The organism is Photobacterium lipolyticum (genome assembly GCF_003026475.1).
Lineage (GTDB): Bacteria > Pseudomonadota > Gammaproteobacteria > Enterobacterales > Vibrionaceae > Photobacterium > Photobacterium lipolyticum.
On record NZ_PYMC01000016.1, the window covers coordinates 48,509 to 63,845 of the forward strand.

Annotated in this window: 14 protein-coding genes; 8 read left to right on the forward strand and 6 right to left on the reverse strand. The window is 49.9% G+C overall.

Annotation, left to right across the window (positions count from 1 at the left end):
• Nucleotides 1-69 precede the first annotated feature (69 nt).
• The gene (gene spfP / locus C9I89_RS23115) at nucleotides 70-117 is read right to left on the reverse strand and encodes a small protein SpfP (protein WP_438616993.1); all 48 of its coding nucleotides are present in this window, start codon (nucleotides 115-117) and stop codon (nucleotides 70-72) included.
• A 195-nt stretch (nucleotides 118-312) separates the two neighbouring features.
• A complete protein-coding gene (gene polA, locus C9I89_RS18090) occupies nucleotides 313-3,084 on the reverse strand; it encodes a DNA polymerase I (RefSeq protein WP_107284722.1) in 2,772 nt (923 codons plus the stop codon).
• A gap of 389 nt (nucleotides 3,085-3,473) precedes the next feature.
• On the opposite strand from polA, the gene elbB reads away from it, so the two are divergent.
• Entirely contained in the window at nucleotides 3,474-4,124 is a 651-nt protein-coding gene (gene elbB, locus C9I89_RS18095) for an isoprenoid biosynthesis glyoxalase ElbB (protein ID WP_107284723.1), read from the forward strand.
• A 289-nt stretch (nucleotides 4,125-4,413) separates the two neighbouring features.
• On the opposite strand, the gene C9I89_RS18100 is transcribed toward elbB, so the two are convergent.
• From C9I89_RS18100 to recQ, 3 genes are all read right to left on the reverse strand, one after another.
• Nucleotides 4,414-5,091: a 7-cyano-7-deazaguanine/7-aminomethyl-7-deazaguanine transporter gene (locus tag C9I89_RS18100; RefSeq protein ID WP_107284724.1), complete on the reverse strand. Its 678-nt coding sequence runs from the start codon at nucleotides 5,089-5,091 to the stop codon at nucleotides 4,414-4,416.
• 143 nt (nucleotides 5,092-5,234) lie between these two features.
• Nucleotides 5,235-5,570, reverse strand: a complete 336-nt coding sequence (locus C9I89_RS18105; protein ID WP_107284725.1) for a DUF3630 family protein — start codon at nucleotides 5,568-5,570, stop codon at nucleotides 5,235-5,237.
• A 52-nt stretch (nucleotides 5,571-5,622) separates the two neighbouring features.
• Entirely contained in the window at nucleotides 5,623-7,470 is a 1,848-nt protein-coding gene (gene recQ / locus C9I89_RS18110) for an ATP-dependent DNA helicase RecQ (protein ID WP_107284726.1), read from the reverse strand.
• A 261-nt stretch (nucleotides 7,471-7,731) separates the two neighbouring features.
• On the opposite strand from recQ, the gene rarD reads away from it, so the two are divergent.
• The 3 genes from rarD to C9I89_RS18125 all read left to right on the forward strand — a co-directional run bounded on the left by rarD (nucleotide 7,732) and on the right by C9I89_RS18125 (nucleotide 10,329).
• The gene (gene rarD, locus C9I89_RS18115; RefSeq protein ID WP_107284727.1) at nucleotides 7,732-8,643 is read left to right on the forward strand and encodes an EamA family transporter RarD; all 912 of its coding nucleotides are present in this window, start codon (nucleotides 7,732-7,734) and stop codon (nucleotides 8,641-8,643) included.
• Nucleotides 8,644-8,749: 106 nt separating this feature from the next.
• Nucleotides 8,750-9,544, forward strand: coding sequence for an AraC family transcriptional regulator (locus tag C9I89_RS18120; RefSeq protein ID WP_107284728.1), 795 nt, complete (start codon nucleotides 8,750-8,752; stop codon nucleotides 9,542-9,544).
• A gap of 128 nt (nucleotides 9,545-9,672) precedes the next feature.
• Nucleotides 9,673-10,329: a LysE family translocator gene (locus tag C9I89_RS18125; protein WP_107284729.1), complete on the forward strand. Its 657-nt coding sequence runs from the start codon at nucleotides 9,673-9,675 to the stop codon at nucleotides 10,327-10,329.
• A gap of 89 nt (nucleotides 10,330-10,418) precedes the next feature.
• Here the strand turns inward: C9I89_RS18125 and uvrD are convergent, their stop codons facing one another.
• Entirely contained in the window at nucleotides 10,419-12,590 is a 2,172-nt protein-coding gene (gene uvrD / locus C9I89_RS18130; protein ID WP_107284730.1) for a DNA helicase II, read from the reverse strand.
• A 333-nt stretch (nucleotides 12,591-12,923) separates the two neighbouring features.
• Between uvrD and C9I89_RS18135 the strand changes: the two genes are divergently transcribed.
• From C9I89_RS18135 to C9I89_RS18150, 4 genes are read left to right on the forward strand one after another with little or no spacing between them, the layout of a single operon-like run.
• Nucleotides 12,924-13,187, forward strand: a complete 264-nt coding sequence (locus tag C9I89_RS18135; RefSeq protein ID WP_107284731.1) for a BufA1 family periplasmic bufferin-type metallophore — start codon at nucleotides 12,924-12,926, stop codon at nucleotides 13,185-13,187.
• Nucleotides 13,187-14,050: an MNIO family bufferin maturase gene (gene bufB, locus C9I89_RS18140; RefSeq protein WP_107284732.1), complete on the forward strand. Its 864-nt coding sequence runs from the start codon at nucleotides 13,187-13,189 to the stop codon at nucleotides 14,048-14,050. Before C9I89_RS18135 ends, bufB begins: the two co-directional genes overlap by 1 nt.
• Nucleotides 14,028-14,861 (forward strand): HvfC/BufC N-terminal domain-containing protein, encoded by an 834-nt coding sequence (locus C9I89_RS18145; protein ID WP_107284733.1) that lies wholly within the window; start codon nucleotides 14,028-14,030, stop codon nucleotides 14,859-14,861. The genes bufB and C9I89_RS18145 overlap by 23 nt, the downstream gene beginning before the upstream one ends.
• Nucleotides 14,861-15,316 carry a DoxX family protein gene (locus C9I89_RS18150; RefSeq protein WP_107284734.1) on the forward strand — a complete coding sequence of 152 codons (456 nt, stop codon included), beginning with the start codon at nucleotides 14,861-14,863 and terminating at the stop codon, nucleotides 15,314-15,316. The genes C9I89_RS18145 and C9I89_RS18150 overlap by 1 nt, the downstream gene beginning before the upstream one ends.
• The last annotated feature ends 21 nt before the right edge of the window (nucleotides 15,317-15,337 follow it).

Here is a 15,337-nt window from a genome sequence, read left to right on the forward strand (position 1 = left end):
AGAACAGAAAGGAGTTTTTTGGGGCGCTGAAATAAAAAACGCCCTGGTCAAACGACCAGGGCGGCTGAATCAGCCAAATCCAATAACGTGAAACAAAAGGTCTGAAAGATAGAACATCTTACCTCTGTACCCTACGCAGATAACTGTATATCAATTGAGCAGATAAGAAAAGTAAAAGTTGTAGTTTTTTTTCACGCATTCGTAACTAAATTTTAAGGAAGGTAATTTAGTGAGCATTTATTTAATGTGAAAAAAAAGCCGACACAATGTCGGCTTTCCTATTTTATTTACCGGTGAACAAACTTAAAACCCTTAGTGGGCCTGATCCCAGTTGTCGCCGAACCCTGCGTCAGCAATCAGCGGTACCGCCAGTTCGGCAGCGGATTCCATCAGGCGGCGCACTTCCTGCGATACAGATTCCAGTTCAGATTCCTGTACTTCAAAGACAAGTTCGTCATGTACTTGCATTAACATACGTACACGATCCGCATCCTGTTGCAAAATCCACTGATCCACCAATATCATCGCGCGTTTAATAATATCAGCGGCCGTGCCCTGCATTGGCGCATTGATGGCTGCACGTTCTGCGGCTTTGCGGCGCAGACCATTGCGTGACTTAATGTCTGGCAGATATAAGCGACGACCGAATAAGGTTTCAACAAAACCTTGCTCACTCGCTGCCGTGCGGGTACTTTCCATATATTCCAGCACCCCCGGGTAACGCTCGAAATACACATTCATGTAGTCTTGCGCTTCGTTACGTCCCATTCCCAGCTGCTTCGCCAGGCCGAACGCACTCATGCCATAGATCAGACCGAAGTTGATCGCTTTGGCACGACGACGCTGCTCGGTGCTCACTGATTCGATTGGCAGGTTCAATATTTCAGCCGCGGTGGCCGCGTGAATGTCTTTACCATGGTTAAAGGCGTCCAGCAGGGCTTTATCACCTGATAGGTGTGCCATGATCCGCAGTTCAATTTGAGAATAATCGACAGCCAGAATTTTATACCCCGTCGGTGCAATGAAGGCCTGACGAATACGCCGTCCTTCTTCGTTACGTACCGGGATGTTCTGCAGGTTTGGATCGCTCGATGACAAGCGGCCCGTCGCCGTGACTGCCTGATGGTAAGATGTATGCACCCGACCTGTTGCTGGGTTTTCCATCTTCGGCAGTTTATCGGTGTAGGTCGACTTCAGTTTTGCCAACCCACGGTATTCCAAAAGCAATTTCGGTAACGGGTAGTCCAAGGCCAATTCTTGCAACACTTCTTCATTGGTTGAAGCGGCACCTGATGGGGTTTTCTTTAAAACAGGCAAGCCCATTTTTTCAAACAATATCGCTTGTAGCTGTTTGGGGGAACTTAAATTAAATTCTTGCCCGGCAATCTCATACGTTTGCTTTTCCAGTTCATCCAGACGCACCGCAATTTCAGACGATTGCGCGCTCAACAGCATACTGTCAATCAAGACCCCAGTACGTTCAATACGTGACAGTACCGGCACCAACGGCATTTCGATGTCTTCGAAGACCGACTTCAGTTTTGGATCAGCTTCGATTTTGGCAATCAGCTGGTTGTGCAGACGAAGGGTTATGTCGGCATCTTCCGCCGCGTACGGACCCGCCTCTTCCAAATCGATTTGGTTAAACGTCAGCTGCTTTTTACCCTTGCCGGCAATGTCTTCAAAGCTGATATTTTTGTGCTCTAGGTAGCGCAGGGCCAGGCTGTCCATATCATGGCGCCCGACTACACTGTTGAACACGTATGACTCCAGCATGGTGTCATATTTAATCCCCTGCATCTCAATGTCGTAACGCGCAAGAATACTGGCATCAAATTTCAGGTTCTGGCCGACTTTCGCCTGTTCCGGATCCTCCAGCAATGGCTTAAGCTGAGCCAATACCCAGTCGCGATCCAGCTGCTCGGGGGCATCTAAATAGTCATGGGCGACCGGTACATATGCCGCTTTGCCTTCTTCAACAGCAAACGACACACCCACCAGATTCGCGGTCATGTAATCCAGGCCATCGGTTTCGGTATCAAAAGCGACCACCTCTGCAGCTTGGAGTTTTTCAAGCCAACCGTTAAAACCGGCTTCGTCTAACACGGTTTCATAGCCACTGCGATCAATGGTTGGGGCCACCACTTTTTTCTCTGCCGCCGACTTTGCTGCCTTTTCGTTAGCAACAATTTTGCCATCACCGCCATCCAGCATTTCTTCTAACCAGCGGCGGAACTGTAACTTACCGAATAGACTTGTTAGCGCATCGGTATCAGGCTCGCCTTTACGCAGATCTTGCGGCGCCGTATCTAGCTCAACATCCAGTTTAATCGTTGCCAGCTGATAAGACATGTAAGCGGCTTCTTTATTGTCTTCCAACTTCTTTGCCATGGTTTTCGAGCCACGGAAGCCTAACGCCGGAATCGCCTCTAAGTTGGCATAAAGATCATCAATACCACCAATACCGGTTAATAAGGCCTTCGCTGTTTTCTCTCCGACTCCCGGCACACCCGGAATGTTGTCGACCTTATCGCCCATCAGCGCGAGATAATCGATGATCAGCTCCGGGCCGATCCCGAATTTATCCACAACCCCGGCAGGATCCATCACCACATCTGTCATGGTGTTGATCAATGTGACATGCTCGTCAACCAGCTGAGCCATATCTTTATCGCCAGTACTGATCAGTACTGGCATGCCAGCCTTCGATGCCTGGGCAGCTAACGTTCCAATCACATCATCGGCTTCTACCCCGGATATCGAGATCAGCGGCAACCCCATAGCCTTGATCACCGCATGCAGAGGTTCAATCTGACTTCTGAGATCATCCGGCATTGGTGGGCGATGCGCCTTATATTCCGGGTACATATCATCACGAAAAGTCTTGCCTTTGGCGTCAAAGATCACCGCCACATGCTCGGTAGAAAACTGACGTAACATACTACGCAGCATATTAACAACACCATAGACCGCACCTGTTGGCTCACCGTCAGAATTAGTAAAGTTGGGAGCAGCATGATAAGCACGATAAAGATAAGACGATCCATCAATCAGGATCAGTGGGTTTTCTGGGATAGTTGCCATAAAGGTATTCTTATATCCGGGGACGAAAGAGTTAAGTAGAAGTACTTCATCACACAGATTTTACTTCATTCAACGCTGAAAATAGCAAAATTTGTCAATGAGCTACTAGAATGCCATGAGAGCCTGCAAGTGTTAACTGATGTTTTCCACCTGCCGCCGATTATCTGTGGATAACTTTGTTAGTATTTAATTTTACTGAATTGATCAATAATAAGGAAAAACTAACAAACTAAAAATAAAACAATAAATATCAACATCTTGCACGAGAAAGCAAAAAGTGATCCTCGATCCTAAAATGATCATTAATTGTGGAAAAAGTTAACAGACCGATCTGAAATAAGAATATCTGAGAGTAACAAACGACAAAAATGACTAGGAAGGAGGCCAAAATGAAGAAAATTGCGGTAATTTTAAGCGGTTCTGGCGTTTTCGACGGAACTGAAATCCACGAAGCCGTATTGTCTCTGCTGGCAATTGAACAAGAAGGAGCCAGCTGGCAGTGCTTCGCTCCCAACATTGATCAATACCATGTCATCAACCATTTAACGGGAGAGGCGACCACAGAAACCCGTAATGTGCTCGTCGAAGCTGCGCGGATCGCCCGCGGCAACATTAAAGATGTCGCCAACTTAAATGCGCGTGATTTTGACGCATTGCTCATTCCCGGTGGCTTTGGGGCGGCAAAAAACCTGTCTGACTTTGCCTTCAAGGGCGCAGATTGTGAGCTCAACCCCGATGTCAAAAAGGCCTGTCAGGCTTTCGCGCTGGAAGAAAAACCGGCGGGTTACTTGTGTATATCCCCAGCCTTAATTCCAGCCATTTACGGTTCGGGGGCAAAAGGGACCATCGGTAATGATGCTGAGATAGCAAAGACATTTAATGAAATGGGGGGAGAGCATATCAACTGTCCGGTTAATGACTTTGTCCTTGATCAGAAACGCCGGTTACTGACGACCCCGGCATATATGCTGGCAAGCAATCTTTCTGAAGCGGCAAGCGGGATCAATAAGCTGGTAAAAGAGCTGGTACGGTTAGCATAAGCAAAGAAAAGGCGGCGCTACTTAAGTTCTGAGGAATCATTAAGCAGGCGCCGCTCAGCAGAAGTGGTGCTTTTGTTTTCAGCCCTACACTAAAAACAATCAACCGTTGCTGAAGTACACTGGAAGCAATGTGAGCAATGTCGTGCCTTCAAAACAAGCGGTCTTGTCTTTCCCCTCTTGCCCGAAAGCAGGTTAATAATAACCATTCTCATTTGGGTTGCAAGCAATTTTTGATAATAACTCTCATTTCCATCTTTAATTGCAGACGACGCACCTTAACACTATCTTGTCAGAGCACCTCTTGAGGGGTCTCAGGCTTCGGTTTGATCGTTGTTAAGCGCTTTATTAAGTAGTTCAGCAACACACCATATACCGGTACGAACAAGCCCAGACTAATGATCAGCTTAAAGGTGTAATCCACCAGCGCAATTTCGGTCCAGTTTGCCGCCATGAACGGATCTGGGCTGTTATAAAACGCAATCGCAAAGAACGCGATCGTATCGAGTGCATTACCAAGAATAGTCGAGCAGGTCGGTGCTACCCACCACTGTTTCATCTGGCGCAAGCGGTTGAATACCGATACATCGAGGATCTGACCCAGCAAATAAGCCATGAAACTGGCAATCGCAATGCGCGCAACAAACAGATTGAACTCACCTAAGTGGGCGATCCCCTGATATTCCCCCTGATAGAACAGCACTGACAAGCCGTATGAGATAGCCAGTGACGGTGCCATCACCCGGAAGATGATCTTACGCGCCATAACGGCACCAAAAATACGTACGGTTAAGTCTGTTGCCAGGAAAATAAACGGGAAGGTAAACGCTCCCCAGGTGGTGTGAAAACCAAAAACCGTAAACGGCAGCTGCACCAGATAATTACTGGAGGCAATGATCAGCAGGTGAAACAGAACCAGAAAAGAAAGGGCTTTACGCTGTTGTACTGAAGTAAATTGAGATCTAGTCATAATCAGACCTTTTTGTCATTGGGGGAGAGGGAACCCAAAATACCACCACTGTCTGGCTCTCATACCACACCGCAGTGACCGAAGGCGGCGATTATATACTCTGTTTATGGCGACGACCAGCAGCTAAACATCTGTCGCGGCTTTCAGCCCATCAGATCAGGTTGTTGTGGCAGAAGGCTGGCAATGAAAGAGAGGGTATCGCTATCGGCCGGTGACAAGGCTTCCAGCCATAATGCGCCAGAGTAGTGCTCCCCTTTCAGCATCAATCGGCTACCTTCAAAATCGATCAGCCAGAGATGCAAGTCAGCATTCAGCTCCCGCTCAATCAGACAGGCATCAATACGTGTTAACAACAACTCGGCAATCTCAGGAAAGGTATCAAAATCAAATTCAGGACCCGATAGCAGCAGGCGGCTATGGACCAAATCCAATGCGCGGGTAAAGAAAAATTCGCCGGAGGCAGACTGTAACGCTATCATTTTCATTCCTTCTGCAACGCATTATTGCCGGAGTTTACGAGTCCGACATATTTTATCGGTCGTTGAGAGCGGCCATCAGGTGCGCTTCGATCACACCCAGGAAGGCATTACCGTATTTTTCCAGCTTACGATGACCGACGCCATTCACCGCCAGCATTTCACCTTGAGATGTCGGCAGCATTTCCGCCATTTCCATCAGGCTGGCATCATTGAACACCACGTAGGGTGGCAGATCATCTTCATCGGCGATGGTTTTTCGCAATTTACGCAACTTGGCAAACAACGCCTTATCATAGTGGCGATTGGCCATCTTATCGCTTTTGGCACTGCGCGCGGCAACATCCAGGCGCGGAACCGCCAGTTCAAGTTCAATTTCCGCTCTTAACACCGAACGGGCTTTTTCGGTCAGTTGCAGCGTCGAGCTACGCAAAATATTCTGGTTGAGAAAACCGCGGTGGATCAGCTGACGTAAAATACTGACCCAATACTCATGGCTGTGCTCGCGACCGATCCCATAAGTGGTGAGTTTATCGTGGCCATGTTCGCGAATACGCTGGTTTTGCATCCCGCGCAGTACTTCCACCACATAACCGATACCAAAGCTCTGATTGACCCGATAAACACATGACAGCGCCTTTTGCGCCACTTCAACGGCATCAAACTGCTTTGGCGGATCAAGACAAATATCGCAATTGCCGCAAGGCTCTTCGCGATATTCGCCAAAATAGTTCAGCAATACCTGACGACGACAGGTTTGCGCTTCGGCAAACGCGCCCATCGCATTGAGTTTATGGCTTTCGACCTGCTTTTGCGGCCCTTCTTCCTTTTCATCCAGGCAACGGCGCAACCAGGCAAGATCCGACGGATCGTAGAACATGACCGCTTCCGCAGGCAGGCCATCTCGTCCGGCTCTCCCCGTTTCCTGATAATAGGATTCAATATTACGCGGGATATCGTAGTGCACAACAAAGCGGACATTGGGTTTATTAATACCCATCCCGAAAGCGACCGTCGCAACGACAATATGAATATCATCACGCTGAAAACTTTCCTGCACCCGGCCCCGTTCTTCATGATCCAGCCCTGCATGATACGCTGCCGCACGAATACCGTTGTCACACAGCTTTTCGGTAATTTGCTCGACCCGCTTCCGGCTATTGCAGTAGACGATGCCACACTGACCGCGTACCCCGCTCAGATAACGCGTCAGCTGTGCCAATGGCTTGTGCTTTTCCAACAAGGTGTAACGAATATTCGGACGATCAAAGCTGCCAAGGTAAGAATGGGGGTGAACTAAGCCAAGGCGGCTAGTAATATCACTGCGGGTCGTGTCGTCGGCGGTGGCCGTCAGCGCCATGATCGGCAAATTGTCAAAATGCTGCTTCAGCGTACCCAGCGCCGCATATTCAGGGCGGAAATCATGGCCCCACTGGGAAATACAATGCGCTTCATCCACCGCGACCATGCTCAGTGGCATCTCATACAGACGGTCGATAAAGTCCCGCATTAACACCCGTTCCGGCGAGACATAAACCAGCTTCAGCTCCCCTTCACGCATGGCGCGATAGGTCTCCATCATCGCCTCTCGCGACATTGTCGAGTTCAGGTATGCCGCTGCCACCCCGTTGGCATTAAGCTGATCGACCTGATCTTTCATTAATGAAATCAATGGCGATATCACCAGTGTGATGCCTGGCAGCATCAACGCAGGGATCTGGTAACACAGTGACTTGCCACCGCCGGTTGGCATGATCACTAAGCAATCCTGGCCATCGGCAACCGCTTCTATGACTTCCTGCTGGCCAACCCGGAATGACTGATAACCAAAGACATCCTGCAAGACTTGCTCACTGGATGGTAACGGTACTGACTGACAAACCGCGGTGCTGCTAGATGACATAGAACGACTCTTTTGATATCGGGGCGAGCTATTCTATACCCAAACCACCTCAAGATGCGATCTTCAGTGAACGACTCAACGTGCTGTCAGCCGCATAAAAACCCGAGCCATTGCTGTCATTAGCGGGATGTGGGGAATCATCAAAACAGCCCGCAGAAAAGAAGTAGTCATTTTTGGCCCCCCCTTTATACTACTTACGCATTCGTTTTGGCCAAGATACGCCAATCAACCTGAATTTATAAAATAACCAACGGGATAATCATGGAAGAACAAGCCAAAAAAACCCAACGCGGTGTGATCCTTGCCCTAGCCGCCTACACCATGTGGGGGATCGCCCCGATATATTTCAAAGCGTTACAACAGGTCAGTGCGCTAGAAATTCTCAGTCACCGGGTCATTTGGTCTTTTTTCTTTCTGGCGGGTTTGATTTATATCAGCAAAGGCTGGGGCAAGATACGAGCGATTTTCCGTCAGCCTAAAACCCTCATCATGCTGACGGCTACTGCATTGTTAGTGGGGACTAACTGGCTGATCTTCATCTGGGCGGTTAATAACAACTACATGCTGGATGCCAGTTTAGGCTACTTCATTAATCCCTTATTCAATGTCATTTTAGGGATGCTGTTTTTAGGTGAACGCCTGCGCTCATTGCAATGGGTTGCGGTGGCTCTGGCCGCCTGCGGGGTCGCCGTCCAACTGATCCAATTTGGCTCACTGCCCTGGATTGCCCTGGCGCTAGCCGGTAGTTTCGGCTGTTATGGCTTGCTGCGTAAGAAGATTAATCTGGATGCCCAGACCGGGTTATTTCTCGAAACCTGTGTCTTGTTACCGCTGGCGGCCATTTACATTCTGCTGATCACCGACAGCCCGACCGCTAACTTTGCCGACAACCCGTTAAACCTGAATCTGCTGCTAATGGCGGCAGGCATTGTCACCACCTTACCACTGCTCTGTTTTACCGGTGCGGCGACCAAACTGAAACTGTCCACCTTAGGCTTTTTTCAATACATCGGTCCAAGTTTGATGTTTTTACTGGCAGTGTTGATCTATGACGAGCCTTTTACCTTAGATAACGGCATGACCTTTGTCTTTATCTGGGCAGCATTGGTACTGTTCAGCTTCGATGGCATTAAGAGCCATCGCCGGAGCCGAAAAGCGTTACCAGCAGCCTGATCATTCCGTGCGGCCTGTGAATTTTTTACAAGCCGCATCACCTTGGTTTATGGTGTACTGATCTTAAAAGACAACCCGCCACCGTTCAGTCCCATTGGGTATCAGTATGAATAAAGTCAGTCATCGAAAAAGCAGCATTGATGACATCAACCTGATTGATGCCCATTACCAGAGCTTTTCTTTCAAACGCCACTACCACCTCGATTACCATTTCGGCTTAATCACCCATGGCCAACAACAGTATTTCTATAACGGTGCAAAGCATGTCGCAGGTGCCGGGCAAATAGTGATCATGCCACCGGATGAAATCCATGATGGGCAGCCGAAAGAAATGGCGGGCTATCAGGTAAAGATCTTCAGTATTACGCCAGACTGGCTTGCTCAGCATACTCAAGACGTCTCAGGGAAAAACCAATTTTGTTTTCCACAGAACAATATTGCCGATAACACGCTATTCCAGCAGCTGACTCAACTTCACTGCCAATTAGATAACCCTTTAGTCTCTCAACTCGCAAAAGACAGTCTGCCGATCGAGTATTTCTCGCACTTGCTGACCCACTACGGCAAAGTCAGGGAGCAACCCGTCACGAAACTGGGGAGCAAAGATTTACGCCAGCTACGTGATTATTTTATGGCGCATCTCGACCAGAAAGTCAGCCTCGATAACCTGGCGGCCTTGTGCAATCTCAGTTCATCGCAACTGTTGCGTCAATTTAAGAAAGCCACAGGCATTACACCTTATGCATGGTTAGCTAGATTGCGTTTAGAACATGCCATGGCACTACTTAAAGCCGGCTTTAGCAGCACCGAAGTTGCCTATCATGTCGGCTTCTACGATCAGGCTCACTTTGCCAATACCTTCAAACACACCTTCGGCCTTGCACCATCGCAAATCAAATAGCGCACGCCATGAGATATTTCGCTCCCTGTCATTTTTTTACAAGCCACCACTTCCCGCATCCGTCATGCTACATGACATAAAGCCATACCTGCCGTTACACCATAGAAAATTAAGTACAGCGAGTCACTATGAACGAAATCACGACACTACTAACCCTGCTTACCGTCCATGTTATAGCCTTAATGAGTCCGGGACCGGATTTCGCCTTGGTGGTACAAAATGCCGGTCGCTATGGCCGGCAAACCGGTATTTCCATAGCCCTTGGGTTATCGTTGGGGATTTTGCTCCATTCCATTTTAAGCCTGACCGGTGCCAGCCTGTTGATCCACCAGCAACCAATGCTGTTTGCGACCCTGCAAGCCGCAGGCGGATGCTACTTGCTGTGGTTAGGGATTGGTGCGGTCAAAGGCGTACTGCTACCGATATTGCGTCCGGCTTCCAGCCCCCTGAAAACGGCAACACCACTGCGGGTGATTGCCAACCGTAAACAAGCACTGGCCAAAGGCTTTACCACCAACATTCTCAATCCGAAAGCGCTGGTTTTTTTCCTCAGCCTGCTCTCGACCCTGGTGCCGGTTGATATGTCGTTCGGCGGTAAAGTAACGGCCATTGCGATTTTGTGGGTTACGTCATTTTCATGGTTCGCAATGCTTGCATGGCTACTGACCGGCAAACGCCTGCAGAAAAAAATACAGCAATGGACCCCCTGCATCGACGGGATCTGTGGCGTGCTGTTTGTCACTATCGGCAGTATGATCCTGTTCAATCTAATCCAGCAACCGTAAATACCCACGAATCAAAAGAACAAAGCCCCTCTCATACTGACTGGCAGTACGGGAGGGGCTGTTTAAAGCAGTGACTTGCGCCTTGATTGTTACATCGGCTGTAGCTTAGCGTACTGAGTGACCAGCCATTTGATCCCTTCACCGTTAAAGGCAACCTGTACCCGGCTCTGGGCACCGCTACCTTCAAAGTTAATGATGGTACCTTCACCAAACTTGGTATGCTGTACCCGCTGGCCTAAGCTGAATCCGGTCTGGTTGAAATTGTCATTGACCTGGGTCTGGCTGAACCGGCCGCTGCTGGCAGGACGCGACACCTGCGCTTTCATCCGCACCTCTTCAACATACTCCGTCGGAATTTCACGAATAAAACGCGATGGCTTATGAAAGTTATCTTTACCGTAGAGACGGCGCATTTCCGCGTAGGTGATGTAGAGTTTCTGCATCGCACGGGTCATGCCTACGTAACACAAACGGCGCTCCTCTTCTAAACGGCCCACTTCTTCGGTGGTACGCGAGCTCGGGAACATCCCCTCTTCCACACCGACCATAAAGACAACCGGGAATTCCAGCCCCTTGGCACTGTGCATGGTCATCAACTGCACGGCATCTTCAAAGTCATCAGCCTGGCCTTCACCGGCCTCTAATGCCGCATGTGACAGGAACGCTGACAGCGGACTCATCTCTTCCGCTTCTTCCGGCACTTCAAACTGACGCGTAGCCGTCACCAGCTCTTCCAGGTTTTCAATACGCGCCTGGGCTTTTTCACCTTTTTCTTGTTCATACATCGCCCGCAGACCCGAATTGTGGATCACGGCATCCGTTTGCTGAAATAACGGCAATTCACACGTGTCGTCTTCCAGCGCATTGATCAGCTCGATAAAGCGACGGAGTGAGTTTGCAGCCCGCCCCGCCAGCACCTGCTCTTCGAGCAGGGCAATACTCGCCTGCCACATCGTCGCCCCGCGATCACGCGCGGCCAGGCGAATGGTTTCCAATGTACGATCGCCCAAACCACGGGTTGGGGTATTCACCACCCGCTCAAACGAGGCATCGTCATTACGATTCGCCGTCAAACGTAAGTAAGCCAGTGAATCTTTGATTTCCTGACGTTCGAAGAAACGCATGCCGCCATAAATTCGGTACGGCAACCCCGCTTGAATTAACGCTTCTTCCAGTACGCGTGACTGGGCATTGCTCCGGTATAAAAAGGCCGTTTCATTCAACATACCGCCTTTCTCGCGCCACTCTTTAATTTTACCGACTGCAAAGCGGGCTTCATCCAGCTCATTGAATGCCGAGTAAAGTGAAATCAGCTCACCTTCTGCACCTTCCGTCCATAAGTTCTTGCCCATCCGCTCGTTGTTATTGGCAATAAGCTCATTGGCCGCATTTAGGATGTTGCCCGTCGAGCGGTAGTTCTGTTCAAGGAAGATCGAAGAGGCGTTGGTGAAATCACGCAGAAAACGCTGGATGTTCTCGACCTGAGCGCCTCGCCAGCCGTAAATCGACTGATCATCATCGCCCACGATCATGACACTGCAATCAGGCCCCGCCATCAGGCGCAGCCAGGCAAACTGAATGTTGTTGGTATCCTGAAACTCATCGACCAGTATATGTTTAAAGCGCGCCTGATAATGCTCACGAATGTGCTTGTTATCGCGTACTAACTCAAAGGCACGCAGCAGCAGCTCGGCAAAATCAACCAGCCCGGCACGATCACACGCTTCCTGATACGCGGTATACACTCGCAGCCAGGTTTTTTCCACCGGATCGCTAAACGTCTCGATGTTGGCCGGGCGCAGCCCTTCATCTTTTTTGCCATTGATGTACCAGGCTGCCTGACGCGCCGGCCAGTGCTTTTCATCCAGGTTCTGCGCCTTGATCAAACGGCGCAGCAAGCGCATCTGATCGTCCGAGTCGAGAATATTGAAATCGTCCGGCAGCCGGGCATCCAAATAATGGGCCCGCAGCATGCGGTGACACAGACCGTGGAAGGTGCCGTTCCACATGCCGGCTGAAGAGCCCTGCATCAGTTCATTGATGCGCCCGCGCATTTCAGCAGCCGCTTTGTTGGTGAACGTCACCGACATGATTGAATAAGGCGATGCCTGCTCAATCTGCATTAACCATGCAATGCGATGGACGAGCACACGGGTTTTGCCACTGCCAGCACCCGCCAGCACGAGGTGGTTACCCAGCGGCGCGGCCACCGCTTCTCTTTGTTTGTCATTGAGGCCATCTAACAGGAGTGAAACGTCCATCGCTATCTACTGGTTATTTATACAATGGTGATGATTATACCCAAATCACCTCAAGATGCGAAACTCTGCAGATTGAGGCGGTTTGGCGAGATACCCGCTCATTTCACAATGCTTCGAGAACGCTACCGCGACTCTCTGCCTTGCCGTTTTTCTTTTTGTTCTATGCTTGATCGAGCCACATTGTTAAGTGATGCGGGTAAAAGTTAAAGAAAAGTGAAATTAATTACCTTCTTAACCTTTCTTATGTTCCGAGAACACTTATCAAGTGCTATCCAAAACGAAAGGAAACGTTGCTAAACACAGCAATCGTCAGCGTATTAACGAGGAATCATGATGAAAAAGACTAACATTGCCGTAGCCACTGCTTTCACCGGCCTACTTGCACTAGGCGGTACGGCTTTAACCACGACCACCGCCGTCGCGGCAGAAGAAAAAGAGAAGTGCTACGGGGTTGTAAAAGCCGGTAAAAACGACTGTGCAACGAAGACCGGCTCCTGTGCCGGCACGGCTAAATCTGATGCCCAGAAAGATGCCTTCCTCATGGTGCCGAAAGGGCTGTGTGACCGTTTGGCGGGCGGTTCAACAGAGTCGAAATAATGTTGAGCTTGCTAACACAACAGCAGATGGTTGGGGTGGGCTTACGCTCTCCCCACGTATCTCAAGTCATCGCGCAGCGGCCTGATATCGGGTGGCTCGAAATTCACAGTGAAAACTACTTCTCGCCGGCATCGCTCGCCCGGCAGCAGTTACGTCAGGTTGCCGACCACTACCCGATCAGCTGCCATGGTATCGGACTCTCTTTAGGGTCGGCCGATCCGTTAAATCGCGAGCACCTGATACAGCTAAAGCAGCTGGTGGATGAGATTAATCCTATTGCGGTGTCTGATCACCTCAGCTGGAGCTCTGTCGACGGCCAGTTTTTTAACGACCTGCTGCCTCTGCCCTATACCGAAGAGGCGCTGGATAATTTTTGCCGCAAAGTCGATCAGGTACAGAGTTTTCTCGGCCGCCAGTTTCTGGTAGAAAACCCTTCCAGCTATCTCAGCTTTCAACATTCTGCGATGCCTGAGTGGGAGTTTTTACATCAGGTACAACAACGCACCAAGTGCGGATTGCTGTTAGATCTCAACAATATTTATGTCAGTGCCTTTAACCATGGCTTTGACTGTAACCACTATCTCGCCGCTCTCGATCCGTCTGCGGTGAAAGAAATCCATCTCGCCGGCTTTACCGTCAAGCAATTTGCTGACGGAGAGATCTGGATAGATACCCACAGTAAGCCCGTCAGTCAGCCGGTCTGGCAACTGTATCGCCAATGGGTGCAACAGCACGGAGCCGTACCCACCCTGATTGAATGGGATGCAGAGATTCCCGAACTGGCGGTGTTATTGGCAGAAGCTGATAAGGCCAACACGATTCTGATGCAGGAGACACCGCATGGCCAAATTACCCTCCCATAATGGCTCTCTGCATCAACTGCAACAAGCGTTTGCCGAGGCGCTCCATTATCAGCCCAGTGACCTCAGCGAGCAGATTGCCCGCGGACCGTTTAAGGCTGAGCAATTGATCCAGATCTATCGCAATAATTTTATTATCGGCCTGTCGGAAGTCTTAGAGGCAACCTATCCCGGAGTGAAAGCGGTAGTGGGCGATGAATGCTTCAGCCAGCTGGCACGCCAGCACATCCTGTCTCACCCTCTGCGACAGGGTGATGTCAGCCATTATGGCGAGGGATTGGCCGACACCATCAGCGACGCCGCCGAATTAAGCCAGGCCGTGCCTTACCTGGCCGATTTGGCCCGGCTTGAATGGTACGTTGACCGCGTCGCCTGCCAGCCGGTGATTAACCCTCGGTTTCCTTTGCACAAACTGCAGGGCTTAGCGGAAGACGATTTTCCGGCGTTACAGTTTGAAGTCCCGCAACCGACCCTGTGCCTCGATTCAGGCTTCGCGGTCGTCACCCTGTGGCAGATGATCGCCGATGATAATTTTGCAGATTTCGATATCAACCAGCCAGAATCGGCAGTGATCCAGCATCGTCCGGATCAGATCCTGGTGATGAACACCAATCAGGCTGCTACCGCATTAATAGCCCTGAGCCAGCAGCAACAGAGCCTCAGTGCAGCCAGTGACGCTATGCTATTGATGTTAGGTGAACTGGTGCAGCGGCATATTTTTTCAGACGTTAGTATCAATTCAGAGCGTACTGATAAAAAGAGTACCGCTTTAAATAGTGCCGATCGGGATCATGCGCCACAGGGAGAGAAATGATGCTGAATTTCATTAAACAGATCGACGGTATCGGCCAGCGTATCGCAGAGCCTTTCATTCCGTTTTTATTGTTATTTACGCGTTTGTGGGTAGCCTGGGTATTCTTTAAATCCGGCATGGTGAAATATTCCAGCTGGGACAGCACCTTATATTTGTTTGAGTATGAATATCAGGTACCGCTGCTACCCTGGCAGATTGCCGCGTATATGGGCACGGCAGCAGAGCTGATCTTACCCGTCTTTCTCGCCCTGGGATTGTTTACCCGCCCGATGGCACTGGTGCTGTTTGTGTTCAATATTACCGCCGTGGCCTCTTACCCGTTGCTGTGGGAAAAAGGCTTCTATGACCATCAGCTGTGGGGCATGATGATACTGGTTAATGTGTTCTGGGGAGCCGGGCTGTTCTCGGTCGATCGGCTCATCGGCGGCGAGCCGAAGCCCAGCCAGATCCAGTAACATATACCCAGTTTTTGATCC